The organism is Rhodococcus sp. BP-316, from assembly GCF_019836105.1.
Classification (GTDB): Bacteria; Actinomycetota; Actinomycetes; order Mycobacteriales; family Mycobacteriaceae; genus Rhodococcoides.
Genome location: NZ_JABUEE010000002.1, coordinates 383938 through 407538, shown reverse-complemented (window position 1 = coordinate 407538; position 23601 = coordinate 383938). Strand labels below are relative to the sequence as shown.

25 protein-coding genes and 1 riboswitch are annotated in these 23601 nt (G+C 69.5%); of the genes, 9 read left to right on the top strand and 16 right to left on the bottom strand.

Annotated features, from left to right (window positions below; all coding sequences use genetic code 11):
- The first annotated feature begins 85 nt into the window (after positions 1-85).
- Positions 86-433, top strand: coding sequence for a monovalent cation/H(+) antiporter subunit G (gene mnhG, locus HQ312_RS05245; protein WP_027506245.1), 348 nt, complete (start codon positions 86-88; stop codon positions 431-433).
- Between the two features lie 15 nt (positions 434-448).
- On the opposite strand, the gene HQ312_RS05240 is transcribed toward mnhG, so the two are convergent.
- From HQ312_RS05240 to HQ312_RS05225, 4 genes are all read right to left on the bottom strand, one after another.
- Positions 449-1564, bottom strand: a complete 1116-nt coding sequence (locus HQ312_RS05240) for a glutamate--cysteine ligase (protein WP_056441413.1) — start codon at positions 1562-1564, stop codon at positions 449-451.
- A gap of 41 nt (positions 1565-1605) precedes the next feature.
- Positions 1606-2337: a superoxide dismutase family protein gene (locus tag HQ312_RS05235; protein WP_222638014.1), complete on the bottom strand. Its 732-nt coding sequence runs from the start codon at positions 2335-2337 to the stop codon at positions 1606-1608.
- A gap of 47 nt (positions 2338-2384) precedes the next feature.
- Positions 2385-2861 (bottom strand): LytR C-terminal domain-containing protein, encoded by a 477-nt coding sequence (locus tag HQ312_RS05230; protein ID WP_222632640.1) that lies wholly within the window; start codon positions 2859-2861, stop codon positions 2385-2387.
- A 129-nt stretch (positions 2862-2990) separates the two neighbouring features.
- Positions 2991-3299, bottom strand: coding sequence for a DUF3263 domain-containing protein (locus HQ312_RS05225; protein ID WP_027506241.1), 309 nt, complete (start codon positions 3297-3299; stop codon positions 2991-2993).
- A 271-nt stretch (positions 3300-3570) separates the two neighbouring features.
- Between HQ312_RS05225 and HQ312_RS05220 the strand changes: the two genes are divergently transcribed.
- From HQ312_RS05220 to HQ312_RS05210, 3 genes are read left to right on the top strand one after another with little or no spacing between them, the layout of a single operon-like run.
- On the top strand, positions 3571-4164 hold the full coding sequence (locus HQ312_RS05220; RefSeq protein ID WP_222638013.1) for a peptide deformylase: 594 nt from the start codon (positions 3571-3573) through the stop codon (positions 4162-4164).
- Complete coding sequence (locus tag HQ312_RS05215) at positions 4161-5084, top strand: GNAT family N-acetyltransferase (RefSeq protein WP_222638012.1); 924 nt, start codon at positions 4161-4163, stop codon at positions 5082-5084. Before HQ312_RS05220 ends, HQ312_RS05215 begins: the two co-directional genes overlap by 4 nt.
- Before the next feature lie 11 nt (positions 5085-5095).
- On the top strand, positions 5096-5929 hold the full coding sequence (locus HQ312_RS05210; protein ID WP_222638011.1) for an exodeoxyribonuclease III: 834 nt from the start codon (positions 5096-5098) through the stop codon (positions 5927-5929).
- On the opposite strand, the gene HQ312_RS05205 is transcribed toward HQ312_RS05210, so the two are convergent.
- Both HQ312_RS05205 and HQ312_RS05200 read right to left on the bottom strand, forming a co-directional pair.
- Positions 5836-6216, bottom strand: coding sequence for a GNAT family N-acetyltransferase (locus tag HQ312_RS05205; protein WP_051613451.1), 381 nt, complete (start codon positions 6214-6216; stop codon positions 5836-5838). The genes HQ312_RS05210 and HQ312_RS05205 overlap by 94 nt on opposite strands.
- An 87-nt stretch (positions 6217-6303) precedes the next feature.
- A complete protein-coding gene (locus tag HQ312_RS05200; protein WP_056442260.1) occupies positions 6304-6630 on the bottom strand; it encodes a GNAT family N-acetyltransferase in 327 nt (108 codons plus the stop codon).
- Between the two features lie 210 nt (positions 6631-6840).
- Here HQ312_RS05200 and thiD point away from each other — a divergent pair, with 210 nt between their 5' ends.
- Positions 6841-7695 (top strand): bifunctional hydroxymethylpyrimidine kinase/phosphomethylpyrimidine kinase, encoded by an 855-nt coding sequence (gene thiD, locus HQ312_RS05195; protein WP_027506237.1) that lies wholly within the window; start codon positions 6841-6843, stop codon positions 7693-7695.
- Here thiD and HQ312_RS05190 read toward each other — a convergent pair.
- The 7 genes from HQ312_RS05190 to thiO form a co-directional block, all read right to left on the bottom strand.
- Positions 7657-8475 (bottom strand): adenylate/guanylate cyclase domain-containing protein, encoded by an 819-nt coding sequence (locus tag HQ312_RS05190; RefSeq protein WP_308123804.1) that lies wholly within the window; start codon positions 8473-8475, stop codon positions 7657-7659. The genes thiD and HQ312_RS05190 overlap by 39 nt on opposite strands.
- 42 nt (positions 8476-8517) lie before the next feature.
- The gene (locus HQ312_RS05185) at positions 8518-10002 is read right to left on the bottom strand and encodes a M28 family peptidase (protein ID WP_222638010.1); all 1485 of its coding nucleotides are present in this window, start codon (positions 10000-10002) and stop codon (positions 8518-8520) included.
- A 25-nt stretch (positions 10003-10027) separates the two neighbouring features.
- Positions 10028-10822: an ABC transporter permease gene (locus tag HQ312_RS05180; protein WP_027506235.1), complete on the bottom strand. Its 795-nt coding sequence runs from the start codon at positions 10820-10822 to the stop codon at positions 10028-10030.
- Complete coding sequence (locus tag HQ312_RS05175) at positions 10819-11772, bottom strand: ABC transporter ATP-binding protein (protein WP_222638009.1); 954 nt, start codon at positions 11770-11772, stop codon at positions 10819-10821. The genes HQ312_RS05180 and HQ312_RS05175 overlap by 4 nt, the downstream gene beginning before the upstream one ends.
- Positions 11773-11874: 102 nt before the next feature.
- Complete coding sequence (locus HQ312_RS05170) at positions 11875-12633, bottom strand: thiazole synthase (protein ID WP_027506233.1); 759 nt, start codon at positions 12631-12633, stop codon at positions 11875-11877.
- Entirely contained in the window at positions 12626-12832 is a 207-nt protein-coding gene (gene thiS / locus HQ312_RS05165) for a sulfur carrier protein ThiS (RefSeq protein ID WP_222638008.1), read from the bottom strand. Before thiS ends, HQ312_RS05170 begins: the two co-directional genes overlap by 8 nt.
- 9 nt (positions 12833-12841) lie before the next feature.
- Positions 12842-13936, bottom strand: coding sequence for a glycine oxidase ThiO (gene thiO, locus HQ312_RS05160; protein WP_222638007.1), 1095 nt, complete (start codon positions 13934-13936; stop codon positions 12842-12844).
- Positions 13929-14036, bottom strand: a riboswitch (TPP riboswitch). (Overlaps the previous gene by 8 nt.)
- A 105-nt stretch (positions 14037-14141) precedes the next feature.
- Between thiO and thiE the strand changes: the two genes are divergently transcribed.
- Positions 14142-14825 carry a thiamine phosphate synthase gene (gene thiE / locus HQ312_RS05155; RefSeq protein ID WP_056442251.1) on the top strand — a complete coding sequence of 228 codons (684 nt, stop codon included), beginning with the start codon at positions 14142-14144 and terminating at the stop codon, positions 14823-14825.
- A 3-nt stretch (positions 14826-14828) separates the two neighbouring features.
- On the opposite strand, the gene HQ312_RS05150 is transcribed toward thiE, so the two are convergent.
- A complete protein-coding gene (locus tag HQ312_RS05150) occupies positions 14829-15521 on the bottom strand; it encodes an NUDIX hydrolase (RefSeq protein ID WP_222638006.1) in 693 nt (230 codons plus the stop codon).
- A 118-nt stretch (positions 15522-15639) separates the two neighbouring features.
- Here HQ312_RS05150 and HQ312_RS05145 point away from each other — a divergent pair, with 118 nt between their 5' ends.
- From HQ312_RS05145 to HQ312_RS05135, 3 genes are read left to right on the top strand one after another with little or no spacing between them, the layout of a single operon-like run.
- The gene (locus HQ312_RS05145) at positions 15640-16950 is read left to right on the top strand and encodes a hypothetical protein (protein ID WP_051613449.1); all 1311 of its coding nucleotides are present in this window, start codon (positions 15640-15642) and stop codon (positions 16948-16950) included.
- Positions 16950-17921: a glutamate ABC transporter substrate-binding protein gene (locus HQ312_RS05140; RefSeq protein WP_222638005.1), complete on the top strand. Its 972-nt coding sequence runs from the start codon at positions 16950-16952 to the stop codon at positions 17919-17921. The genes HQ312_RS05145 and HQ312_RS05140 overlap by 1 nt, the downstream gene beginning before the upstream one ends.
- Before the next feature lie 2 nt (positions 17922-17923).
- Positions 17924-20245, top strand: coding sequence for a serine/threonine-protein kinase (locus HQ312_RS05135; RefSeq protein ID WP_222638004.1), 2322 nt, complete (start codon positions 17924-17926; stop codon positions 20243-20245).
- Here the strand turns inward: HQ312_RS05135 and HQ312_RS05130 are convergent, their stop codons facing one another.
- Both HQ312_RS05130 and pta read right to left on the bottom strand, forming a co-directional pair.
- Complete coding sequence (locus HQ312_RS05130; RefSeq protein WP_222638003.1) at positions 20246-21433, bottom strand: acetate kinase; 1188 nt, start codon at positions 21431-21433, stop codon at positions 20246-20248. It abuts the gene before it with no gap.
- Positions 21430-23547, bottom strand: coding sequence for a phosphate acetyltransferase (pta, locus tag HQ312_RS05125; RefSeq protein WP_027506224.1), 2118 nt, complete (start codon positions 23545-23547; stop codon positions 21430-21432). Before pta ends, HQ312_RS05130 begins: the two co-directional genes overlap by 4 nt.
- Positions 23548-23601 lie beyond the last annotated feature (54 nt).

Here is a 23601-nt window from a genome sequence, read left to right as displayed (position 1 = left end):
CCCGGCGCGCCGCGGCCGCCGCCACGGCGCGGACCCCGCACCCACCCCGCGGAGACGAGTCCCGCGACCGACGGCAGGGGAAGTCATGACACTCGTCCTCGACATCATCAGCGGCACGATGATCATCCTGGGATCGATCCTCGCGCTCACGGCGGCCATCGGAGTCGTCCGCTTCCCGGACACGTTGTCCCGCATGCACGCCGCCACCAAGCCTCAGGTGGTGGGGTTGATCCTGATTCTCATCGGCGCGTTCATCAGCCTGCGCGGCAACGTCGACATCTGGATGATCTTCCTCGTCGGCGTCTTCACGGTGCTCACGGCGCCGATCATCGCGCACACCGTGGGCCAGGTCGCCTATCGCGAGCAGAGCAGCCGTGACGACCTCTTCATGGTCGACGAGCTGCGCGCGGACGAGCGCAACGACCGAGCCTGATCATCGACGTTCTGGTCAGCGAAGTTCGGAGATGAGCGAGTCGACGACGGCGATGAGGTCGCCCCCCGACCTCTCCGCCACGGCACGCTGACGCTGATACGACGCACCCTGGCGCGGGATGTCCGCGACGCGGCCCAGCTCGTCCGCGCACCCCAGCCGTACGGCGATCGGGGTGAGCTTCTCCAGCAGGTCGAACAGGTCGTCGGTCATGAGCCGCTCGTTGCTGTCGGCGTCGAGCACGATCTCGGCGTCCAGCCCGTACCGCGCGGCGCGCCACTTGTTCTCCTGCACGTGCCACGGCGGGATCGTGAGCAACGGCTCGCCGGCATCGAGCCGTTCGTCGAGATACACCACGAGACAGTGGATCAGGGCGACCAGGGCACCGAGCTCGCGCTTGGTGGACACCCCGTCGCACACCCTGATCTCGATGGTGCCGAGCCGCGGCACGGGACGGATGTCCCAGTGCATGCCGCCGAGCTGCGAGATGACGCCGGTCTTCATCTGGTCGTGCACGAAACCCTCGAACTGCGACCAGGTCTCGAACTGGAACGGCAGTCCAGCGGTGGGGAGCTGCTGGAACATGAGCGCGCGGTTGCTTGCGTAGCCGGTGTCCGACCCGGCCCACATCGGGGACGACGCGGACAGCGCGAGCAGGTGCGGGTACTGCAGCAGGATCGAGTTGAGAATCGGGAAGACCCGGTCGGCGGAGCGGAGTCCGACGTGGACGTGGACGCCCCAGATCAGCATCTGCCGACCCCACCACTGTGTGCGCTCGATCAGCTCGTCGTAGTGCGGGGCCGCGGTGAGCTGTTGCGACGACCACTCGGCGAACGGGTGTGTCCCGGCGCAGAACAGGTCGACTCCCAACGGATCCGCGGCGCGGCGCACCAGATCCAGCGACTCGCTCAGATCGTCGATCGCTTCACCGACGGTGTCGCAGATGTCGGTCACCAACTCGACCGTGTTGCGCAGGAGTTCCTTCGTCACGCGCGGCGTGTGCGCTCCCGCGAGTTCCACGACGCCGTCCATCACCTCGGACGCGGTGTTCGACAGGTCCCGCGACATGCGGTCGACGAGCGCGATCTCCCACTCGACGCCGATGGTCGGACGCTCCGACCCGGCGAACGGCACCGTGGTCGATCTCGACTCGTTCTTCAGGGGGACGTGCCCGTCTACTCGGACTCGACGACCGCGCAGGCGACGCGGCTGCCGGCGTCGCCCGTGCTGAGGGTCGTCGCGTCGGGAACGGGCTGGCCGTCGGGCAGCGTGTAGCGCGTCGGGATGTTGGCGAAGTTGTCGGCGGCCGAGTGGACGATGACGGCCACGCCGCCGCGCAGGTCGTCGAGCGTGACCGAGTCGGTCGTCGTCGTGAGGTCGGCGGTGCCGTCCTCACGCACCTGCAGCGAGGTCAGGTCGCCGCTGGCCGGGTGGCCGGTGTTGCCGTTCACCTGCAGGTGACCGCCGGCGGAAAGGAATGCGCCGGGCTCGCCGCCGGTGGGAGCGACCGAATCGGGCTCGCACACGGGGTTCTGATGCATGTGCAGGCCGTGGAAGCCGGGGGTCAGACCCTCAGCCTCGACGGTGACCTCGAGGTGTCCGTCGACCTCGGCGAAGGAGACCGTGCCCATGGTCTCGCCCTCGGGGCTGCGCAGGTCGCCGGTCATCGCGGCCTCGGTCGCCGAGCCCCCGCCCTCGGAACCCTCGCCGCCCGCGCTGTGGGACTCCTCGCCGTGCTCGGAACCCGCGGGCGCGGCGGAGCTGGTGAAGACGGGCGGGGTCGTGCCGGCGACGTCGCTGGCTTCCTCGCCGTTGCTGCAGGCCACCATGCCGAACAGGGCTACTGCGGCGAGAGGCGCCACGACGAGGGTGCGAGGTGCGACTCGGCTGCGCTTCCAGCTGGCCATGGTGAAGGTCTCCTAGATGTGTGGGGACGTGCTGACCTGAACTCTAGTCACCCGGTGACGATGACGATGATGCCGGGCGTGGAGGACTCGATGCCCTCGAAACGTGGTTCGACACCGAAGCCCAGTGTGGTCGCGATGCGTTCGGCCTCGGCCTGCTGACCGGACACCGACGGGTCGTAGTAGACCGTGGAGGCCGCGATGGTGCCGCTGCTGTAGTTGCCGGTCTCGCCGACCGTGAAACCGGCCGACTCGAGCGTCTGCGCCACCTCGGCGGCCAGTCCGCTGACATTGCTGTTGTTGAGCACGCGCAACGACTGTGCCGCGGCCGTGGTGGAGGACGGCGCACTGGTCGTCGTCGTGGCGGCCGACCCGGCGCTCGCGTCGGACTGCGGCGCTGCGGGTGCTGCCGCAGCGGCGGTGGTGGTCACGGCCGCTGCGGTGGAGGTGGGCGTGTCCTCGTCCGAGCCCGTGAGGGAGAAGAAGCCGAGACCTGCGAAGACGACGGCCAGCGACAGCAGAACCATGGCCAGCGCTCGCAACGGTGGGCCGGACGAGTCCGGGGTCGGAGTGCTCGCGGGGGTCTGATCAGTCACGCTGCGAGCCTAGCGACTCGGCCGAACCGGGTGACCCGGGGCGGCGCGGGACGACACCCGTCAGATCTCGAAGCCGAGTCGACGCGCAGCGCGTGCCTTCTGCCGGCTCGCGCGCAGACGACGCAGGCGCTTCACGAGCATCGGGTCCGCGGCCAGCGCCTCCGGCTTGTCCACCAGGGCGTTGAGCACCTGGTAGTAGCGGGTCGCCGACATGTCGAACAGTTCCTTGATCGCTTCTTCCTTCGCGCCGGCGTACTTCCACCATTGGCGCTCGAACGAGAGAATGTCGTGTTCCCGGCGGGAGAGTCCGTCACTCGGCTCGTCGGCCCCGTCGGCTCGCCCGTGACTTCGCGCTGCAGCGCTGTCCATCTCACTCCTGTCGTCTGTGCCGCCCTCGGCATCGCGTCTCGCGAGCTCTGCCGTCGACCTCGGGCTGTGCCGTGTGAACCCGGCCGTGACCGTGTTCTCGCGCGTCCCCCGGACCCGAAGAGGTCCGCGCACGGCGGTGAATCACATCCGTGTCGTTCGCCGCCAATCTAACCACGGACCGGGCTCCGGGATGCGGCGACACCGCGGCGCGTCTCGGCCCGGCCGACCGGACCAGAAATCGTCCACCGGGCGGGCAGTATCCTTCTGGACCATGGCAATTCTCCCCATCCGTATCGTCGGTGACCCGGTGCTGCACACCCCCACCCAGCAGGTCACGGCGTCGCCCGCGGAACTCGAGACGTTGATCGCGGACATGTACGACACGCTCGAGGCCGCCAAGGGTGTCGGACTGGCCGCCAACCAGGTGGGTGAACCGCTCCGACTGTTCATCTACGACTGCCCCGACCACAGCGAGGACGGCACGGTGACGCGCCGCCGCGGCGAGGTGATCAACCCGGTTCTCGAGACGTCGGAGATTCCCGAGACGATGCCCGATCCGGACGACGACGACGAGGGGTGCCTCTCGGTTCCCGGCGAGCAGCACCCGACGGGTCGGGCCGAGTGGGCGCGTGTCACCGGAACCGATGCGAAGGGTGAGCCCGTCGACATCGAGGGGCACGGTTTCTTCGCGCGCATGCTGCAGCACGAGGTGGGCCACCTCGACGGTTTCCTCTACGTCGACGTGCTGGTCGGACGCAACGCGCGGGCGGCGAAGAAGGCCATCAAGAAGAACGGGTGGGGCGTACCCGGGCTGAGCTGGATCCCCGGCACCGTCGCGGATCCGTTCGGCCACGACGACGAGTGACTCGGGACGCCCCGGTTCCGGGCTCGCGGGTGGTGCTGCGGTACCGCCTGCCGGACGGGTCGACCCCGCCGTTCACCGACGTGATCGGCATCCTCGCGGCGTCCGGCACCGCGGTGACCGTGCAGCCGGAGTCCGGTGACCCGGTGACCGTGCCGGCCGAGCGCATCGTCGCACTCAAGGCGTTGGCACCTCGGCCCGTCCGCAATTCGGAGATCCGCGGTCTCGAGAGTGCGGCGGCCGATGCGTGGCAGGGCCTCGAGCAGGAGTGGATCGGTGGATGGCTGCTCCGCGCCGGCGCCGGCGTGACCCGACGAGGCAATTCGGCGAGCCCCCTGCGTCCCGACGCGTCCGCCGTCGACCTGCCGGCCGTCGCCGCCTGGTACCGCGACCGGGACCTGCAACCCTCGCTGTCGTTGCCGGACCGACTTCTCGGGGCGCCGGCGGGATGGAGCCTGTCGGCCGAGGCACTGGTGCTGACGCTGCCGATCCCGTCGTCGACCGGGCCGGACACGGACACGGACACCGAGCGCATCGCCGCGCCCGACGACCGATGGCTGGCGCACCATCCCCGCTACCGGGATCGTCCGGACCTTCTCATCGCGGTCCACGACGGTGTCGTGATCTTTCTCCGACGAGGCGACACGGCGGTCGCCCGCGCTGCCGTCACCGCATCGCCGACCGGACGACGCTGGGTCGGCATCACCGCGGTGGCCACTCGACCCGACGAGCGTCGGCGCGGTCACGGGTCCGCGGTGTGTGCCGAAGCGATGCGGTGGGGTGCCGACCACGGCGCGACGCACGCCTACGTCCAGGTCGAGGTGGACAACGACGAGGCGCGATCGCTGTACGAGCGCCTCGGCTTCACGGAGCATCATCGCTACCGCTACGCGAGCCCGGAGGGTGTCACCGCCCCGGGCTAGGGTCGCTCACCGTGCGCCTGGCTACCTGGAACGTGAACTCCGTCCGCTCGCGAGTCGACCGCATCGTCGACTGGCTCGAACGCTCCGATGTCGACGTTCTCGCGATTCAAGAGACGAAGTGCAAGGACGATCAGTTCCCGTACCAGCGCTTCACCGACATCGGGTACCAGGTCGCGCACGTGGGCACGAGTCAGTGGAACGGTGTCGCCATCGCGTCACGCGTCGGGCTCGACGACGTGCAGATCGGGTTCGAGAACCAGCCGGGGTTCAGCAAGGACCCGGAGGTCCCGCCCGCCGACGAGGCCCGGGCCATCGGCGCGACCTGCGGGGGCGTACGCGTCTGGAGCCTGTACGTCCCCAACGGACGGTCCCTCGAGGACCCGCACTACCGCTACAAGCTCGACTGGCTCGCGACCCTGCGCGACGACGCCCGGTCGTGGCTCGCCGCCGATCCGCAGGCACGCATCGCGTTGGTCGGTGACTGGAACGTGGCCCCCACCGACGACGACGTCTGGGACCCGGCGCTGTTCGAGGGCCGCACGCACACCTCGGGACCGGAGCGCGACGCGTTCCGAGCCATCGTCGACGAAGGATTCGCGGACGTGGTGCGACCGTTCACCCCCGGCCCCGGTGTCTACACCTACTGGGACTACACGCAGCTGCGTTTCCCGCGCCGCGAAGGGCTCCGCATCGACTTCGTACTGGCCTCACCCGCACTCGCGGCGCAGGTCACCGACGCCTCGATCGATCGTCAGGAGCGTAAGGGGAAGGGCGCCAGCGACCACGCGCCGGTCGTCGTCGAGCTGGGCGGGGACGCCGCGGTGACCGAGCCGGCCGGGGCCTGATCGGCCACCATGTCGAGGTACTCGATGTTCGCGCCGATGAATCGACGCACGTAGGAACACTGGGGCCAGATCGACAGGTCACCGATACGCAGGATGTCGAGGGCGCCGCGCACGAGGACCGCTGCCCACCCGTGGTCGCCGAACTCCTCCTTGACGACGGTGTGCTGGAGCACGACCGTGTCGCTGTCGGGGGCGACCTCGTACGCGAGGATGCCGACGAGCGCATCGCCGACGGTCAGGACGAAGCGCGAGTTGCTCGGATCGTCCGACACGAGACTGGTGTCCATGACAACAGTTCATCACCGATGTTGTGACGGATGGTGTTCCTGTGACTGTTGATGCGCAATCGCGACGAAGTCGTCACGGTGTCGAGATCAGTCGGCGGTCACCATGTCGCGGTACTCGGGGTTCTCGGCGACGAAGCGCTGCACGTAGGTGCAGACCGGCTTCACCTTCCAGCCGTAGCCGCGAGCAGCGTCGAGGGAGTTGCGGACCATGATGGCGGCGAGGCCGCGATGCCCGAAGTCCTCGGTGATGACGGCGTGCATGAAGCTGACGACGGGCTGACGACGCGCACCGCGTCCGACGGAGTCGACGGGGAAGTACCCGACGATCCCGACGAGGTCACCGTTGAGCCGGAGCTCGAACCGGTTCTGGTGCGGGTTGTCTGTCACATCGGTGACGGGCGCATCCGACAGCATCATTCTTCTCCTGGCGGCCGTGGGGCTCACCCGGTTCCTGTGCGAACCCGGGCGCGGGGCGGGACACGAGCAGCCTCGTCGCCGCGGTCGTGTGCATCACATGGGTGCATGTGACGTAGACCACTATTGCACAGGATTCGCGTCTTCGCCGGGGGAGCGGGTGAATATGTGGCGAACTCACGGGAAAAGCGCTCGAGTACAGTTCGGCGTGTGACAACGCTGCCTCTGGCACCTTCCGGGACGACGCCACTGCGCGTCCTCACCATCGCCGGCACCGACTCCGGCGGCGGCGCCGGAATCCAGGCCGACTCGCGCACCATCGCTCTGTGCGGACTGCATGCCTGCGTCGCGGTCGCCGCCGTGACGGTGCAGAACACGGTGGGAGTCAGTGGTTTTCACGAGATCCCGCCCGCCGTGGTGGCCGACCAGGTACGAACGGTGGTGTCGGACATCGGCATCGGCGCGGCCAAGACCGGCATGCTGGCGTCCACCGCCATCATCGAGGCCGTCACCGACGTGTGCACCGAGGTCGGGATCGGCCGCGGTGGCTCGGTACCGCTCGTCGTGGACCCGGTCTCGGCGTCGATGCACGGCGATTCCCTCCTGCACGCCGATGCGCTGGATGCGTTGCGCACCAGACTCATTCCCCTCGCCACGATCGTCACGCCCAACCTCGACGAGGTCCGGCTGCTCACCGGCATCGACGTCGAGGACGAGGTGACGGCGCGACGGGCCGCCGAGGCACTGCACGCGCTCGGCGCCCAGTGGGCCGTCGTCAAGGGTGGGCACCTGCGGACCTCGTCGTCGAGCACCGATCTGCTCTTCGACGGTGAGCGGATGCTCGAGTTCACGAACCCTCGTATCGACACGGGCAACGATCACGGCGGCGGCGACACCCTCGCCGCAGCGCTGGCGTGCGCCCTCGCCCACGGCTACGCGGTGCCGGACGCGTTCGAGTTCGCGAAGGAATGGGTCACGAAGTCGCTCGAGGCCGCGTACGACCTCGGCCACGGGCACGGCCCGGTCTCACCGCTCTGGCGACTGCACCAGTCGGCTGATGCGTAGATCCTCGGGCACACCGGTCAGCTTCGGCGAGAACAACCCGCGCCGGTAGGGCTTGGTGGTCAGCCCGACGGTGTCCAGCACCTCGGGTGACACCAGATCCAGCGCGGCGTTCGAGATCATGACGTTGCCGTCGGCACCGGTCTGCATGACGCGCGCGGCCACGGTGACGTCGACGCCGAGCCAGTCCGACCCGACGGCGCGCGGGCAGCCGGTGTGGATGCCGACGCGCATCCGCGGGGTGTAGCCGTTCACGTCGACACGCGCCAGAGCAGTCTGCGCCTCGAAGACGGCCCGCACCGCGTTGTCCGCGCTGGGGAAGACGGCCATCAGCCCGTCCCCCAGGCGTTTGACGATGTGACCGCCGCGATCGAGCATCGGCCGCTCGACCGCACGGGCCACCTGCTTGAGCAGCACCAGAGTGGTGGCGTCACCGGCGGACAGCGACCACGTGGAGAAGCCGACGAGATCGGTGAAGACGATGGTGACCTCGCGCTCGCCCCGCCCGCGACCCGCGCGTTCGAGCACCGCCTGCCACACCTGCAGCGCACCCAGCGAGAGTTCCTTCGAGGCGCCGGGAGCGTCGCCCTGCAGCCGGTCGGTGACCCGCGCGACCATGCGCGCGGCTCCGGGTCCGGCCGTCGAGAGCGGATCGCCGAACGACGGATCACCGGGCAGCACTCCGCGTACGCGGCGGACCAGTTCGACGACCCGCGGCGTCCGATTGACGGTGCGGGCAGCGTCGGCGGCCCGACGGGCGGCGTCACCTGCGCTGATCTTCACCGCTCGACCATATCTTGTCGTTACTCCGAGTGACAGTAAACGTCACTCGGACTGACGGGCGGCGTCTCGATCGGCACCCACGGGGACGCCGTTGGGGCCCGTCACCGACTCGGCGTACGTGCCGATGCCGTAGGCGACGGCCTTCGAGTTGATGCCGAGAGCCTCCCGGTCGACGTTCTCGAGCGTGTCCTCGGCGGTGTGGTAATTCGGGTCGAAGGGCTCGTTCGCCGTCCCGCCCCAGCGCGCGGCCTGCTCCTCGGTCTTCACGTCGTCCGCGCCGCTGAAGACGCCGCCCGAGGGGATGCCGACCTCGATGAAGGGGCCGTAGTCCGAGCGCCCGTCGAAGTCGGTGCCGTCGGCGTCCTGCGTCGTGAGCTGCTCCTCGAAGACTCGCTCGATCGCGTCCGAGCCGGTGGGGCCGGCAGGCTCGCCGACCTGATCCGAGTCGTCTCCGTCGTAGACGAGGTAGCCGGCGTTGTTCGACCCGACCATGTCGAAGTTCAGGTAGAGCGCGATCGCGGCCTTGTCCTCGTCGGACAGTCCCTCGACGTACTTCGTGGATCCGACCAGACCGAGTTCCTCCGCGCCCCAGAACCCGAACCGCACGGCGTTGGTCACGTCCGGCGAGCCACCCATCTGCAGAGCGGACTCGAGCACGGCGGCGGTACCGGTGCCGTTGTCGTTGATGCCCGGGCCCTCGGGGACCGAGTCGAGATGCGCTCCCGCCATGACGACGTTCTCGGTGGATCCCGTCGTGGTCTGCGCGAGAATGTTGCGGCTGGTCGTGGTCTCGGTCTCCGCGGCGAGCGTGATCTGCGCGGTGGTCGGGGCCGCGGCCAGAGCGGCACCGTCCTCACGGCTGACACCCACCGACGGGATGCGGGCATCCTCCTTCGCGCCGAGCGTGCCGGCGTCGAGCGGACCGTCCTCGTTGTTGGACACGATGATCGCGGCGGCGCCGCGCTCGGCGGCGATCTGCCCCTTCTGCGCGAAAGAGCACACCCCGCGCGGGACCAGAGCGACCGCGCCGGTCAGCGTGAGGCCGTCGTAGTCGGTGGCCTCGCAGCCGGGTGAGTCGTCGGCAGGTGCTGCCACGATCGGACCGGAGACCCCACCGGCGGGCGTGGCCGGTGAATACGTGAACGCGCTCACCGGCACGTCGCGGTCGGCAGCGCGCAGCGCCACCGAGTCGAGGGTGTAGCTGTCGAACGAGAACTCGGGCGTCTCGACGTCGAAGCCCGCGTCCCGCAGTGTGCCGGCCACGTAGTCGACGCTGGCGTCGTATCCGGCGGTGCCGGCGGCGCGATTCCCGTCGTGCGCGTCGGCGATGTCGGAGAGCTCCTGCAGGTGGCTCACCACCGCGTCGAGGGTGACGGCCTCGGACAGCGAGGAACCCGTGACCGGTGCGGCCACGGGTTCCTCGGACGGGGCGGCTCCCTCACCGGACGAGCCGGAGGAGCAGGACGACAGCGCGAGCACTCCCGCCGCACAGATCGCGATGGACAGGGTCGATCGTGTCGTCCGCATGAACGTCACCCTAACGAAAGAGCGGTCACGCGTCTCGCTTGTTCACCACCACCACTGCGGCGCCGAAAACGACGGCGACGAAGGCCGCGAAGTAGGCCAGGCTGCCCCACGGTCCCCAGTGGTACTCCACTCCGCCGGGCGAGCCGAGGAAGTTGTTCGCGTTCATGAACGGGAGGAAGGGCATGATGTCGCGCCCGATGCTGCCGAACAGGTTGAACAGCGACTCGATCAACAGCGGCCACAGGAGCAGCAGTGCGATCGCGGCGGCCGACTGTCGCAGCAGCGCACCGACTCCCACGGCGAGGACGACGCACAGGAAGGCGTAGATCGGGACACCGTAGATGGCACGCCACGCGTCCGAACCCTCGAGCACGAGTGCGGCGCCCGCATCGGGACCGGCCGTGGCCTTCGCGATGTAGAACGCGCCCAGCGTGAGCACCAGGGACAACACCGCACCGAAGACGCCGATGAGCAGTGCTTTCACGCCGAGTACCGAGGCACGGCTGGGGATGGCCTGGAACGTGGTCCGGATGATGCCGAAGCGATACTCGCTGGTGATCGACAGCGCCGCGAGAATCATGAGCACGAGAACGCCGAACCCGCTGACGCCGGCGACGGCGTCCGCGAGGGTCGGCAGGTACGGCTCGAAGCCGGGGTCGTTTCCGGCGGCGATGTCGTTCTGCACGGTTGTGACCGTCGACTTGGCCGTGATGCCGATGACGGCACCGATGCCCAGCCCGAGCGCCACGATGATGACGGTGCACCACCACGGCGACTTCGTCGAGGTGAGTTTGATTCGTTCCGCTGCAAGCACACTCATCGCAGTGCCCCTCCCATCGCGTTGTTGTCGGTACCGGCGCCGTGGTACTGCACGTCGTCACCGGTGAGTTTCATGAACGCGTCCTCGAGCGAACCGTGCTGGGACGCCAGCTCGTGCAGGACGATGTTGTGGCGCGCGGCGATCTCGCCGATCGCCTCCGTGGTGGACTCGGCCACCACGAGAGTCGGATGCACCTGATCGAGGCTGCTGGGCTCCTTGACCGTCAGACCTGCCGACGTGAGCGCGCTGCGCAGGGCGTCGAGCTGGGGGCTGCGGACGCGGACCGACGCCTCCGAGGCGCGGTCGACGAACTCCTGCACGGACGAGTCCGAGATGAGCCGGCCGCGGCCGATGACGATCAGTTGTTCTGCGGTGAGCGCCATCTCGGAGAGCAGGTGCGAGGACACCAGCACGGTCCGCCCCTCGGCGGCAAGTCGCTGCATGAACTTGCGGATCCAGACGATGCCCTCGGGATCGAGTCCGTTGACCGGCTCGTCGAACATCAGGACCTTCGGGTCACCGAGCAACGCACCGGCCAGACCGAGTCGCTGCGACATGCCGAGGGAGAACCCGCCGGCCTTCTGCTTGGCCACCTCGGACAGACCGACGAGGCGGAGCACCTCGTCGACGCGGGACGAGGCGATGCCGTTGGAGGCCGCCATCCACTGCAGGTGAGCGCGCGCGGATCTGTTGGGGTGCACCCACTTCGCGTCGAGCAGAGCGCCGACGGTACGAATGGGATTCTTCAGCTCACGGTAGGGCCGACCCTCGATGAGTGCCGTTCCGGACGTGGGCTGATCGAGCCCGAGGATCATCCGCATCGTGGTGGACTTGCCGGCACCGTTGGGGCCGAGGAAGCCCGTCACGATACCCGGGCGCACCGTGAAGGAGAGATCGTCCACGGCTTTCTTCGCGCCGAACTGTTTGGTCAAACCTGTCACTTCGATCATGTGCATCAGGATGCCCGAGCGGGACCACCGACCACATCGCTCCCGGGTCTCGACCCGGGTCATCCGAAGGGATGACGCGACCCTGAGCCGCCCCCGGGGTGGTCAGTCGACGTCGGGCGAGGACGCCTGCGCCCAGAACCGTTTCGGGATCCGGCCCGCCAGCGCCGCCGATCGTCCGCCGCGCACCGCATCGGCCATGGCGGAGGCCATCATTCGCGGATCACGAGCGCGTGTCACCGCGGTGGCGAGCAGCACCGCCGAGCACCCCAGCTCCATGGCGAGTGCCGCGTCGCTCGCCGTGCCGATACCGGCGTCGAGCACCACGGGAACCCCTGCGGCCGAGGTGATCATCTCGATGTTGTGCGGATTCGCGATGCCCAGTCCCGTCCCGATGGGCGATCCGAGCGGCATGACCGCAGCGCACCCCACGTCCTCGAGGCGACGCGCGAGCACCGGATCGTCGGTGGTGTAGGGCAACACGACGAAATCGTCGTCGACGAGTTGCTCCGCGGCGCGCACCAGCTCGATGGCGTCGGGCAGGAGGGTCCGCTCGTCCGCGATCACCTCGAGCTTGATCCAGTCGGTCTCCAGCGCCTCTCGCGCCAACTGCGCGGTGAGCACGGCCTCGGCGGCGCCGCGACATCCCGCCGTGTTGGGCAGCAGGGCGATGCCGAGGCGCGTGAGGAGATCGAGCACCCCGGTGCCGCCGGAGGCGTCGACACGGCGCAGAGCGACGGTGGTGAGTTCCGTCCCCGATGCGACGAGGGCCTCCTCCAGCACCGCGAGGTTGGCCGCGCCCCCGGTCCCCATGATCAGGCGAGACGTGAAGGTACGGTCGGCGATGGTCAACTGATCAGCCACCCTGCACCGCCGTCAGCACCTCGATGGTCCAGCCGCGGCCCACGTCCTCGCCCCACCGCGAGCGCGGCAGCACGATTCCGTCCACCGCCACGGCGATGCCCTTCTCGGGAAGACCCAGCTGGGTCAGCATGTCCCGCACCGTCGTGCCGGGCTCGAGGTCGTGATCCGCACCGTTGACGGTGACACCCACTGCGGTCATGTTCGTCTCCTACCGTGCCCGAGTCCGCGTGAGACTCGAAAACCGTTCGGGGAGAGCACATGCCGCTTCCGTCAACGGCTCGCCCTCCAGTTCTGCCACCACGGCGTCCGCCGTGACGGGCGCGAGCAGCATCCCGTTGCGACCGTGCCCGGCGGCGACGATCACGCGGTCGTCCCATCGCCCGACCACGGGGATGTTGTCGGGGCTCCCCGGCCGCAGGCCCGCCGCCGTCTCCGCCAACTCGTAGTCACCGACGGCCGGGAACACGGCCTCGGCGTCCGCCAGGAGGTCGCGGACGCCGGCGACGGTCACGGCGGTGTCGTCACCGTGCTCGTACTGCGTCGCACCGACCACCAGACCGTCGCCACGGGGGACCAGGTACACCGCGCGACCGTTGACGCTCGCGCGGACGGTGCGCGTCGGCGCACTCGCGGAGCCGGGGCGCGCACGCAGGCGCAGGATCTCGCCCTTCACCGGCCGCACCGGGACGTCCGGCAGCAGACGGGACGTCGACCACCCCGCGGCGACCACCACACGATCGGTGGTCAGCGCGTCGAGGTCGGTGACGGGAGCACGCTCGATCCGCACTCCCCGGTCGCGGACCGCGGACTCCAACGCGAGCACCAACGCCCGGTTGTCCACCGACAACTCCCCCGGCGCCGACAGGCCCAGACGAACGCGCGGCGAGAGTGACGGCTCCAGAGTGCGCACCTCGCTGCGCGAGAGGATCTCGAGATCGTGGCCCTGCGCACCCACCCAGTCGGCGACAGTGCGCAGGTCCGCCGCGTCGGCCGAGTCGAACGCGACGGTCAACGATCCACTCGACACGACGACGCCCCGACCCTCCAGGTCCGCGCGCAGCACCGGATCGTGCCACCGCCGCAGCGACGCGGAACCGAGTGCCAAGAGTGCGTGTTCGCCGGGCCAGCCCTCGGACAGCGGCGCGAGCATGCCGCCCGCCACCCAGCTGGCGGCGCCGTCGCCGACAGCGCGTGCACCGAACGTCGGGTCGTGCAGGGTGACGGACCATCCCGCCGCCGCGGCGGCGCGGGCGCAGAAGAGGCCGATCACCCCGCCGCCCACGACGGAGACGGATCGCTGCATGAAACTCACTTCCTCCGCCGGCATGACCCGGGTCAGGTGGTTACGGTCTGGGCGCCCTCGCCCACTCTCAGCCCCGTCCGGGACTCCCGTGTTCGTTCCCCATCACCCTAACCGGCTGATGACCCGACCGGCCTCCGGCCTTCCCGCCATCACCCGACCGGCCTCCGGCCTTCCCGCAGTACTGGGTGGTACTACATTCACACTCGTGACGACTTCGAGGACCACCGCCCGCGAGCGGCTCGCCACCGCTCGTCTGTACCTCTGCACCGACGCCCGCCGAGACACCGGCGACCTGGCCAAGTTTGTGGACGCGGCGCTGTCCGGGGGCGTCGACATCGTGCAGCTCCGCGACAAGGGGTCGGCGGGCGAGAAGAAGTACGGCGCCATCGAGGCGAAGGACGAGCTCGCCGCTCTCGCGGTCATCTCCGCCGCGTGCCGCCGTCACGGCGCGCTGATGGCCGTCAACGATCGTGCCGATCTGGCGCTCGCCTCGGGCGCCGACGTGCTGCACCTCGGCCAGAACGATCTGCCGGTGCACTACGCGCGCCGCATCGTGGGCCCGGACGTCGTCATCGGGCGCTCCACGCAGAACCGGGCACAGGCCACGCTCGCCGACATCGAGGACGGCGTCGACTACTTCGCCACGGGACCGGTGTGGGCGACTCCCACCAAGCCGAACCGTTCGGCCGCGGGCCTGGACGTCGTGCGTGAGGTCGCCGAATCGCATCCCACCCGGCCGTGGTTCGTCATCGGCGGGGTCGAGGAGAACAACGTCGCGCAGGCGCTCGAGGCGGGCGCGTCCCGCATCGCGGTGGTGCGGGCGATCACGCAGGCTCGCGACCCCGAGGCGGCGGCCCGTCGACTGCTCGATCTGCTGCCGTCGGTCTGACCGTCAGAGTCCGTCCGGCGACAGGACGGTGACGTCGGCGGGAACCGCCGAGCGCACCGCGTCGTCGGCCGTCACGACGACGACGCGCAGTTCGGTGTCGTTCCGGACGGCGGCGAGCGCCGCGTCCACGTTCTCGGCCCGCACGGTGTCGACGATCCACCCGAAGCTGCCGACGGCCAGTCGTACGGTGCGCGCCGGGAGGTCGTCGGGGGCGTCGGCGGCCAGGACGGCGCGGACGGGCACGGTGCGCAGCGACGGCCAACTCTCGGCGAAGGCGGGGTGCAGCGGCAGCGAGTCCACCTCGTGCTCGGCGACCCAGCGCAGTTCGGTGCTCTCACCGTTGGGAACCGTGTCGAGTTCGCGCTCCGCGTCGGCGATCACAGTGGTGTAGGACCACCCCGAGTCCTCGATCTTGGTGACGTGCTCGTCCCGCACGGTCAGCAGGTCGTCGGTGATGCCCGCCTCCTCGCCGGCCTCGCGTACGGCCGCGTGGACGGCGCTCTCGTGACTGTCCCTGGCACCACCGGGCAGCGCCCACGTCCCGCCCTGATGACTCCAAGCCGCACGGTGCTGCAGCAACACCACGGAGCCCGCCGACCCGGTCGGAGCCCGCAACAGCAGACCGGCCGCGCCGTGTCGTCCCCAGTGCCGGCTCCCGTCGCTGCTGAAGACCCAGCCGTCCCCGTCACCGCGCATGGTTCACCGTCCGCATTCCCCCACCTTATTGCTCCTCGCGTTGCCTGTGCTCGGACCACGGTGGGCCTATGCTCGAATCCGGACATGAGGGCGACCGATCGCGCGGGAAGGGGTCGAGGTGTCACAGCAGACGAGTGCGCTGACTCTGCGCGCGCCCGTCGACACCCGCTCCGAACGGTCGGAGTTCCTCCGTTCCACTCCCGTCCGGCTGTTGGCGGTGGGTCTGCTGGTGGTCGCGACGCTGGTGACCACCGCTCTCGTGACGACGCTGTCGGTGTCGGACCGCCAGCGCACCCTCGAACTTCTGCTCGCGCGCACCGAGCCGCTGTCCGATGCGGCGCAGAACCTGTACGTGCAGCTGTCGGTCGCGGACGCGACGGCGGCGACGGCCTTCCTCTCGGGCGGTCTGGAACCCGGCGACGTCCGTGGTCGGTACACGGACTCGCTCGGAGCGGCGGCGGGCGAGGTGGTCCGCGCGTCCACCGGACTCGCGAGCGACGACGCGACGTCGCGGCAACTGCTGGCGACGATCTCCACGAACCTGCCGCTGTACGCCGGCATCATCGAGACCGCGCGGACGAACAACCGCGTCGGCAATCCGGTGGGTTCCGCGTATCTGGCCGAGGCGTCGACCCTCATGCAGAACACGATCCTGCCGTGGGCCGAGGAACTGCACGCGGAGAAGTCCGGTGACGTGTCGGATGCGCAGCGCCAGTTCGCGACACCACCCTGGTCGGCGTTCGTCGTGCTGGGCATCACCGTGCTCGTGCTCGTCGGCGCGCAGATGTTCCTGAGCCGGAAGACCAAGCGCACCGTCAACGTCGGTTTCGCGGGTGCCACGGTGGGCGTCGTACTGCTGCTCGGCTGGATGCTCGTCGCGGGGCTCATCTCCTCGACCGCCACCGACCGCGCTCTGGTGCGCGGCGCGGAGCCCCTGGACCTGCTCACCACCAGCCGGATCCTCGCCCAGCAGGCACGCGCCGACGAGACCATCGGCATGACGCGGCGCGGCGGCTTCGCCGACTACGAGAAGTCGTACTCCGACGCGGTGTCCGGCCTCGCCGACACCCTCGGCACACTCGCGCACGACGACGACACGCACAGTCCCCGGATGGACGACGCCCGTGCGCTGGTGTCGCTCTGGACCAGCTCGCACGACCGGATGAACGCGTCGCTGGACGTCGGCGACTTCGACACTGCCGTCACCATCGCCACCGGAACGGCTGCCGGCGACTCCAGCGACGTGTTCGGTCGGCTCGACTCGGCTCTCGTCGAGGAGATCGAGGCGTCCCGCGCGTCCCTGCGAGACGACGTCCAGCGTGCGTCGGGCGTGCTGGCCGGCCTCACCGTGGGCACCGGCATCGTGTGCGGCCTGGCCGTGCTCGCCGTCGTGGGCGGTATGTGGTCGCGTATCCGGGAGTACCTGTGATGCGCCGCGCGGCCGTGATCGCCGCCGCGCTCCTCCTCGTCCTGACCGGCTGCGCGGACACCACGCCGGTGCCGGAGGCGCCGGACCGCGCCACTGTCGCCGAACCGCTGCCCGACGGGGCCACCGGCGTCACCCCGGGCGCACCGATGCCACCGGCGGACGACTGCGGCGACCCCCGTGCGAGCCTGCGGCCCAACTACGCGGCTCCCGACGGCGCACCCGTGCCCGCTCCGAACGTCGACGCGATCCGTGCCCGCGGGCGCCTCGTCGTCGGGCTGGACACCGGCAGCAATCTGTTCAGCTTCCGCGATCCCGTGAGCGGTGAGATCGTCGGCTTCGACGTCGACATCGCTCGCGAGGTCGCCCGCGATCTGTTCGGGGACCCGGACCGGCTGGAGTACCGCATCCTCGCGTCCGCCGAGCGGATCGACGCCCTGGCCGAGGGCGAGGTCGACATCGTCGTCAAGACCATGACCATCACGTGTGCCCGGCGCGAACGGGTGACCTTCTCCACCGTGTACTACCAGGCGGATCAACGGGTCCTGGCCGTCAAGGGCTCGGGCATCACGGGTGTCGGTGACCTCGGCGGTCGGCGCGTGTGCGCCGCGGCGGGCACCACGTCGTTGCTGCGCATCCAGCGTCTGCAGCCCAGTGCCCAGATCGTCAGCGTGCCCAGCTGGGCGGACTGTCTCGTGGTGCTGCAGCAGGGCGGTGTCGACGCCGTCAGCACCGACGATGCGATCCTCGCCGGACTCGCCGCCCAGGATCCGTACCTGGAGATCGTCGGGTTCTCCATCGCCGCGGAGCCGTACGGGATCGGGGTGACGCTGGGTCACGACGACCTCGTGCGCGTCGTCAACAGGACGCTCGAACGCATTCGCGGCGACGGCACCTGGAACCGCATCTACACCCAGTGGTTGTCCGTCCTCGGCCCGTCTCCCGGCGCGCCCTTTCCCGTCTACAACGGCTGATCATGAGTACCGAACCCGATCTCGAGGCGACCCGGGCCTCGTTGCGCGACGAGGATCCCGACGCCACCCGCGCCGCTCTGCGCGAGCAGGACTCCGACGCGACGAGGGCCTCGGTGCGCCCAGAGGAGGACGACGCCACGCGGGCCGCGCTGCGCGAGGACACCACGGGGCGCACCTCCCGGCCGAGCCGCCGCGTACGAACCGGAAAGCGTCGTCGCCTCGGTGGTGGGCTGGTGGAACTGCCGCGCATTCCCGAGGTCGATCCCGCGACCGCTGTCATGTCGGACCCCCGCGTCCCGGAGAGCAAGCGGTTCTGCTGGAAGTGCAACGCCCCCGTCGGGCGGAGCGTCGACGGCCGGCCCGCCCATCCGTCGGGTGACTGCGACAGGTGCGGAACGCATTTCGACTTCTCCCCGCTGCTCGAACCCGGTGAGATGGTGGCCGGGCAGTACGAGGTGCAGGGGTGTATCGCGCACGGCGGACTCGGGTGGATCTACCTCGCCATCGATCGCAACGTCAGCGATCGCTGGGTCGTGCTCAAGGGCCTGCTGCACTTCGGCAACGCCGAGGCACACGCGGTGGCGATGGCGGAACGCCAGTTCCTCGCCGAGGTGACCCACCCCGGCATCGTCAAGATCTACAACTTCGTGGAGCACCCCCGCCCCCTCGCGCCCGGCTCGCAGGAGGCGCCGTCGTCGACGGGGTACATCGTCATGGAGTACGTCGGCGGTCGCACGCTGCGCCAGATCATGACCGACAACCCGACGCGCACGAAACTGCCTGTGCAGGAAGCCATCGCCTACCTCCTCGAGGTGATGCCCGCACTGGCCTACCTGCACTCCATCGGTCTGGCGTACAACGATCTGAAACCCGAGAACGTCATGGTGACGCAGGACCAGATCAAGCTGATCGACCTGGGCGCGGTGAGCCAGCTCGAGGACTACGGGTACCTCTACGGCACGGCCGGATACCAGGCACCGGAGATCGTGCGGACCGGACCCACGGTGGCGTCCGACATCTTCACCGTGGGGCGCACTCTCGCGGTCCTGACGCTCGAGATCGCCTCGGAGCACGGGCGGTACGTGGACGGCATCCCGGAGGACGCGCCCGTCCTGCAGGAGTACCAGTTCTTCGCCCGGCTTCTCCGACGCGCGACGGCCGCCGACCCGCTCACCCGGTTCCGCAGCGCCGACGAGGCGGCGAGTCAGCTCAGTGGTGTTCTGCGCGAGATCCTCTCGCAGCAGACGGGTGACAGCCACCCGTCGCTCTCGTCGGTGTTCAGCCCGCAGCGCACCACCTTCGGCACCGACGAGCAGGTCGCCGTCACCGACGTGTACATCGACGGACGGCACCGCGTGGCCAGGCTGGATCCGCGCGACGTGGTGGCCGCGCTTCCGGTCCCCCTGATCGACACGTCGGACCCGAGCGCGCAGCTCATCGCCGCGGCCGTGCACAGCGAACCGCACCAGACGCTCGACTCGCTGCGCCTTGCCCGCGAGAACGACCTCGATCGCACCGTGGGCGACGACTCCGTCGGGTCCGTGGAAGCGGTGCTGACCGAGGCCCGCGCGTATCTCGATCTGGGCGAGGGAGATTCGGCCGCGGAGGTGATGCGCAGGCTGGACGACGTGACGGGCAACTGGCGTGTCGACTGGCACCGCGGCACCATCGCGCTGCTGTGCCGTAACTTCGTCGACGCCGCCGACAAGTTCGACTCGGTGCTCTCCGCGATGCCCGGCGAGGTCGCACCCAAGCTCGCGCTCGCGGCGACGGCGGAACTGTTGGCGCAGCAGACCTCCGACGACGGCCACGACACGTGGTGCGCCCTGGCCGAGACGATGTACACCACGGTGTGGCGGACCGATCGCACCATCGTCAGCGCCGCGTTCGGTCTCGCCCGCAGGCTCGCGGAACGGGGTGCGCTGCTCGACGCCATCATGACTCTCGATCTGGTGCCCGCCACGTCACGGCACTACTCGATGGCACGGATGACCGGCGTACTCACACTGCTCTCCGGCTCCGCGGCCGACATGGACGAGGGTGCGCTCTACGAGGCGGCGCGGCGCGTCGAGGCGCTGCCGGCGCGCGAACCCCGTGCGCTGCAACTGCGGACGGTCGTCCTGGGCACCGCGCTCGAATGGATGGAATCCGGGCACACGCCCGAGTCCACGGTGCCGCTGCTCGGCGTGCCCTTCACGCGGGACGGCCTCCGGACGGGCGCCGAGACCGCCCTGCGATCCCTCGCTCGGACCGCGCGGACCCGGTCGCACCGCTTCGCCCTGGTGGACCTGGCCAACGCGGTGCGGCCCAAGTCCCTCTTCTGATCAGCCGATCAGGGCCACCGCGGCGCGGGCGATGGCCAACTCCTCGTTGGTGGGCACCACGAGGACCGTCACCGGGGAATCGTCCGTCGAGATGACCCGGATTCCCTTGCCGCGCTCGGCATTGCGCTCCTCGTCCAGTTCGATCCCGTACATCTCGAGGTCCGCCAGGGCCGCTGCGCGCACCTCGGCCGAATTCTCGCCCACGCCGGCGGTGAACGTGACGACGTCCACGTGGCCCAGCTCGATCATGTACGCGCCGAGATAGCGCCGCAGGCGATGGACGTACACGTCGAAGGCCAGGGCCGCGGCCTCGTCACCGTCGTCGATGAGGCGCCGGAGCTCACGGAAGTCGGTGACACCACTCAGTCCCTTGATACCGGAGCGGCGGTTGAGCAGTTCGTCGATGGCATCGACGTCCATGTCGGCACTGCGCCGCAGGTGCATCACGATGCCGGGATCGATGTCGCCGCTGCGGGTTCCCATCACGAGCCCCTCGAGCGGGGTGAGGCCCATGGACGTGTCCACCGCGACGCCGCCGCGCACGGCCGATGCCGAGGCGCCGTTGCCGAGGTGCAGCACGATCTGGTTCACGTCCGACGGCGACCGCCCCAGATGCTCTGCCACGCGGCCACTCACGTACTCGTGGGACGTGCCGTGCATCCCGTACCGCTTGATGTCGTGTTCGGCGGCGGTGGCCGCATCGATGGCGTACGTCGAGGCGGCGGCGGGGAGGGTGTGGAAGAACGCCGTGTCGAACACGGCGACCTGCGGCACGTCGGGCAGCTCCCGGCGCGCCACCTCGATCCCGCGCAGGTTGGCCGGATTGTGCAGGGGCGCCAGCGCACTGAGCTCGTCGATGGTGGCCACGACCGAGTCGTCGATGAGGGTGGGCTCGCTGAAGACGGTGCCGCCGTGCACCACTCGATGCCCCACTGCCGTGATGCCCGCCTCCGCCAGGGGCAGTCCCGCGTCGGCCATCATCTCGAACGCCAGCCGGAGGCCCGTGACGTGATCGGGGATGTCGGTCGTCTTCTCCGTCGCGTCGTCGCCGCGGGTGACGGCCACGCGCCCGTCGGCGTCCCCGATGCGCTCGACGATGCCCTGCAGGACACTGTGTCCCGAGTCGGGGTCCACCACCTGGAACTTCACCGACGACGATCCCGAGTTGACGACCAGCACCGTGCTCACTTCGCGACCTCGAGACCGTCGGTACCGGACTGGGCCTGGATGGCGGTGATCGCCACCGTGTTCACGATGTCCTGCACCAGGGCTCCTCGACTGAGATCGTTGACGGGCTTGCGCAGTCCCTGCAGGACCGGTCCCACGGCCACGGCGTTGGCGCTGCGCTGCACCGCCTTGTACGTGTTGTTGCCGGTGTTGAGGTCGGGGAAGACGAACACGGTCGCCCGGCCCGCCACCTCGGAGTCGGGCAGTTTGGATTTCGCCACCGACGGGTCGATGGCCGCGTCGTACTGGATCGGCCCCTCCACCAGCAGATCCGGCGCCCGGTCGCGGACGAGGTCGGTCGCCGTCCGGACCTTGTCCACGTCGGCACCCGATCCGGAATCGCCGGTGGAGTAGCTCAGCATCGCCACCCGCGGCTCGATGCCGAACATCGACGCGGTGGCCGCGGACGAGACGGCGATGTCGGCGAGCTGTTCCGACGTGGGATCGGGAACCACGGCGCAGTCGCCGTAGGCGAGCACCTTGTCCGCGAGACACATCAGGAAGATGCTCGAGACCGTCGAGACCCCGTCCATGGTCTTGATGATCTCGAAGGACGGCTTGATGGTGTGCGCCGTGGTGTGCGCGGCGCCCGAGACCATGCCGTCGGCAATGCCCTTGTGCACCATCATGGTTCCGAAGTACGAGATGTCGGACATGATGTCGCGGGCCTTGTCCTCGGTCATGCCCTTGTGCTTGCGCAGCTCGACGTACTCCGCGACGAAGTCGTCCGTGTACTCCGAGTTCGTCGGATCCAGCACGGTGGCCTCGGACAGGTCCACCCCCAGTTCCCCGGCCCTGCGCGTGATCGCCGCCTCGTCACCGAGGATGGTCAGGTCCGCGACCTGCCGTTGCAGCAGTCGTCCGGCCGCGCGCAGGATCCGGTCGTCCGACCCCTCGGGCAACACGATGTGCTTGCGGTCGGCGCGGGCCCGGTCGATGAGCTGGTACTCGAACATCTGCGGCGTCACCACCGACGGCATCGCGACGTCGAGGCGGCCCAGGATCTCGGCGGCGTCGACGTGGCGCTCCATGAGCGCCAGCGCCGTGTCGACCTTGCGTTGCGATCCGACGGCCACCCGCCCACGAGTGGACGCGGCCACACTCGCGGTGTCGAAGGTTCCGAGTTCGGTGGTGAGGATCGGTAGTCGGGGCTGCAGACCCTCGATGAGCTTGGCGATCATGGGATGCGGTGTCAGTCCGCCGTTCATGACGATGCCGGCGAGCGAGGGGAACCCCTCGGCCTCGTGGGCGTTGACGAGCGCGAGCACGACGTCGGAGCGGTCGGCCGGAGCGATGACGACGACTCCCTCGGTGAGTCGCTCGAGAATGTGCTCGGCCGTCATGCCGCCGACCATCACGCGCAGGGCCTCCCGTTGCAGCAGTTCGGCATCGCCGCTGTAGAGCTCGCCCTTCATCGCGTGCAGCAGTTCGTCCATGGTCGGTGCGACCAGCAGCGGTACCTCGGGCAGAGCCCACGCCGGCACGTCCTCGGTCGAGAGCTGCGCGATGACGTCGTCCAACGCGTCGGGATCGCACCGGTTGGCGACGATGCCGGCCAGATGGGCGCGGTGCGTCGACAGTTCCGATCGACACACGTCGGCGAGGTGGGCGATCTCCTCGGGCGTGCGTTCGGAGCCACGCAGCGCGAGGAGCACCGGGGCGCCCAGGTTCACGGCGACGCGCGCGTTGAATCCCAGCTCGCTGGGACTGGCGATGTCGGTGTAGTCGCTGCCCACGATCACCACGGCATCGCACTGGGACGCGACGTCGTGGTAGCGGCGCACGATCTCGGCGAGCGCGGCGTCGGGATCCGCGTGCACCTCGTCGTAGGTGACGCCGAGCGACTGCTCGTACGTGGTGTCCGCGGTGGTGTGGTCGATCATGAGCTCGAGGATGTAGTCGGTCTCGGACGACGACCGAGCGATCGGCCGGAACACACCGACCCGAGCCGTCGAGGCACCGAGCATGCGCAGCAGCCCCAACGCGATGGTCGACTTGCCGGTGTCCCCCTCGGGCGACGCGATGTAGATGCTGGAGACGGGGGAGCTGGGCGTGTCTGCGGGCGCGGCGACCATGGTCTCAGCCTAATGGGCGCGCCGCCGCGGGCGTCCGAGACGATGTCCCGCGGT

Coding starts and splice junctions, on each gene's coding strand:
- HQ312_RS05175 (WP_222638009.1), bottom strand. CDS start 11,772: ATGATCGAAGTGACAGGTTTGACCAAACAGTTCGGCGCGAAGAAAGCC.
- HQ312_RS05200 (WP_056442260.1), bottom strand. CDS start 6,630: ATGCTGTCGGATGCGCCCGTCACCGATGTGACAGACAACCCGCACCAG.
- HQ312_RS05205 (WP_051613451.1), bottom strand. CDS start 6,216: ATGGACACCAGTCTCGTGTCGGACGATCCGAGCAACTCGCGCTTCGTC.
- HQ312_RS05135 (WP_222638004.1), top strand. CDS start 17,924: ATGAGTACCGAACCCGATCTCGAGGCGACCCGGGCCTCGTTGCGCGAC.
- HQ312_RS05185 (WP_222638010.1), bottom strand. CDS start 10,002: ATGCGGACGACACGATCGACCCTGTCCATCGCGATCTGTGCGGCGGGA.
- HQ312_RS05140 (WP_222638005.1), top strand. CDS start 16,950: ATGCGCCGCGCGGCCGTGATCGCCGCCGCGCTCCTCCTCGTCCTGACC.
- HQ312_RS05225 (WP_027506241.1), bottom strand. CDS start 3,299: ATGGACAGCGCTGCAGCGCGAAGTCACGGGCGAGCCGACGGGGCCGAC.
- HQ312_RS05235 (WP_222638014.1), bottom strand. CDS start 2,337: ATGGCCAGCTGGAAGCGCAGCCGAGTCGCACCTCGCACCCTCGTCGTG.
- HQ312_RS05230 (WP_222632640.1), bottom strand. CDS start 2,861: ATGGTTCTGCTGTCGCTGGCCGTCGTCTTCGCAGGTCTCGGCTTCTTC.
- mnhG (WP_027506245.1), top strand. CDS start 86: ATGACACTCGTCCTCGACATCATCAGCGGCACGATGATCATCCTGGGA.
- HQ312_RS05180 (WP_027506235.1), bottom strand. CDS start 10,822: ATGAGTGTGCTTGCAGCGGAACGAATCAAACTCACCTCGACGAAGTCG.
- thiS (WP_222638008.1), bottom strand. CDS start 12,832: ATGACCGCAGTGGGTGTCACCGTCAACGGTGCGGATCACGACCTCGAG.
- thiO (WP_222638007.1), bottom strand. CDS start 13,936: ATGCAGCGATCCGTCTCCGTCGTGGGCGGCGGGGTGATCGGCCTCTTC.
- HQ312_RS05220 (WP_222638013.1), top strand. CDS start 3,571: ATGGCAATTCTCCCCATCCGTATCGTCGGTGACCCGGTGCTGCACACC.
- HQ312_RS05150 (WP_222638006.1), bottom strand. CDS start 15,521: ATGCGCGGTGACGGGGACGGCTGGGTCTTCAGCAGCGACGGGAGCCGG.
- pta (WP_027506224.1), bottom strand. CDS start 23,547: ATGGTCGCCGCGCCCGCAGACACGCCCAGCTCCCCCGTCTCCAGCATC.